This window comes from Bartonella sp. ML70XJBT (genome assembly GCF_028618425.1).
GTDB lineage: Bacteria > Pseudomonadota > Alphaproteobacteria > Rhizobiales > Rhizobiaceae > Bartonella.
Window position 1 is genome coordinate 1 of the sequence record NZ_JAQISX010000082.1, and the last position, 1,541, is coordinate 1,541.

Here is a 1,541-nt window from a genome sequence, read left to right on the forward strand (position 1 = left end):
TACCTGCCAATTCAGCAGCTTTAATAATTGCCTCTTTAAGAAGACGTGTATTCTTATTCGGAACTCCTTTAACACGCCCTTGACCAGCATTAGGAGGCAGAGGCTTTTTGGTCGGTTGTAAAACCTGTTGTGTGTTTTCTGATGTCATAAATTCCTCCCTCCAGATAATAAAAAAACCCCGCATTTGCAGGGGTTTTAGACTGTACATCACGCTCGTTTAGACATAATACGCCTAAGTACAGCAATGTCATTAAATACGATTTGCATCACTTTGTCAACACAAAAATAACACATATTGATAACTTCAAAGGGAATCTGTTAGATAATTAAGATGTAAATTAAGGTGGAAAACAATGTCTATAAAAAAAACTCTCTTTAGAAGCGTATTAATTATCACACTTTTTACAACGTATTTTATATCCCCTTCAAATGGATATGCTAATTCCAATGAGTTCTTCTGTTCAAAAGAAATTATAGAACGAGAGAGTGCAATCCGTGATTACATGTCTACTGTTGACCTCTGGTGGGAACGCATTCTCAGTGAAAGTGTATGGTTAGAGAGAACTTCACATTCTGAAAAAAATGCCAAATTGATGGAACAATGGTACGAGATAATCTCACAACGAAGAGTTGCCTCTCGTCAGTTAATTTTCGCTATGACAAACGAAATAACCGAAATAAAGGATTTGAATAAAGAAAGGGAATCTAAAAATCACGGGAAGGCATCAGAAATTTTGGAGAGAATTTCTATAATACAGACAGCTATAGATGACACTAAAAAAGAAGTTGAAAAACTAGACTCTCAACTTGAAATGTTATATCAGATTATCCATAAGATTAATAAATAATCACATGATTTTTTGCAAATACTTCTGAAGCGCATTAAGAGCGACACGTAGTGAACTTACAAGATGTGGTAACTCTTGATCTTCTATAACGAGGTACTGTAGTGCTGCATAGAGGTTATACTGTCTATAGAGATGTTGCGCTTCTTTTATTGCCTCTTGCGTGTTTAAAAACTTCTCTGTTGCAAATTCTACCCATTTGTCTCTTGCTTTATCATCAGCGGATGATGGCATTTCGTCATAAATAGCATTAGGCAAGCCCTTTGCACAAAGGTAATCATTTCGTATCTGTAGATATTGTTGTGCAGTGTCATATTGCTCTTGAGTAAGTACACCTTGCAAACAAAGCCGCCCTATATAAGTACCAGAAAGCGGATTTTTAGCCTCTTGTAAGCTTAAAGAGAAGCGCTTTGCACGCATTTCTATTGCCAATTTATCGACAGCTTCACGAGGTGCTTTTGCACGTGAGATACGACCATTGGCTTCTCTTACCTGCCCTGTGATTTTAGGGCGTCCCCTCTTTTTCTTTGCTTTCACTTACACCGCCTTCTGTTTAAAAAGGAACGCCATCATTTGGTACTGTAGGCATATCAAGAGGTCTGTAAATGCTTCTCTCATAAGGAGATGACTGCTCTTGATCATCATCATTTTTGCCATCTAACAGCTTTAAGTCGCCTTTGTACTTAGGTAAAATGA

General features: G+C 37.4%; 2 protein-coding genes and 1 pseudogene. 1 reads left to right on the top strand and 2 read right to left on the bottom strand.

Translation table 11 applies throughout. The features are described 5' to 3' along the window. Positions 1-353 precede the first annotated feature (353 nt). Positions 354-848 carry a hypothetical protein gene (locus PVV65_RS09700; RefSeq protein WP_273790019.1) on the top strand — a complete coding sequence of 165 codons (495 nt, stop codon included), beginning with the start codon at positions 354-356 and terminating at the stop codon, positions 846-848. Here the strand turns inward: PVV65_RS09700 and PVV65_RS09705 are convergent, their stop codons facing one another. Together PVV65_RS09705 and PVV65_RS09710 are read right to left on the bottom strand one after the other, a co-directional pair. Beyond that, entirely contained in the window at positions 849-1,382 is a 534-nt protein-coding gene (locus tag PVV65_RS09705; RefSeq protein WP_273790020.1) for a hypothetical protein, read from the bottom strand. Between the two features lie 16 nt (positions 1,383-1,398). Next, positions 1,399-1,541 (bottom strand): annotated as a pseudogene (locus PVV65_RS09710) (single-stranded DNA-binding protein); the annotation flags it as partial.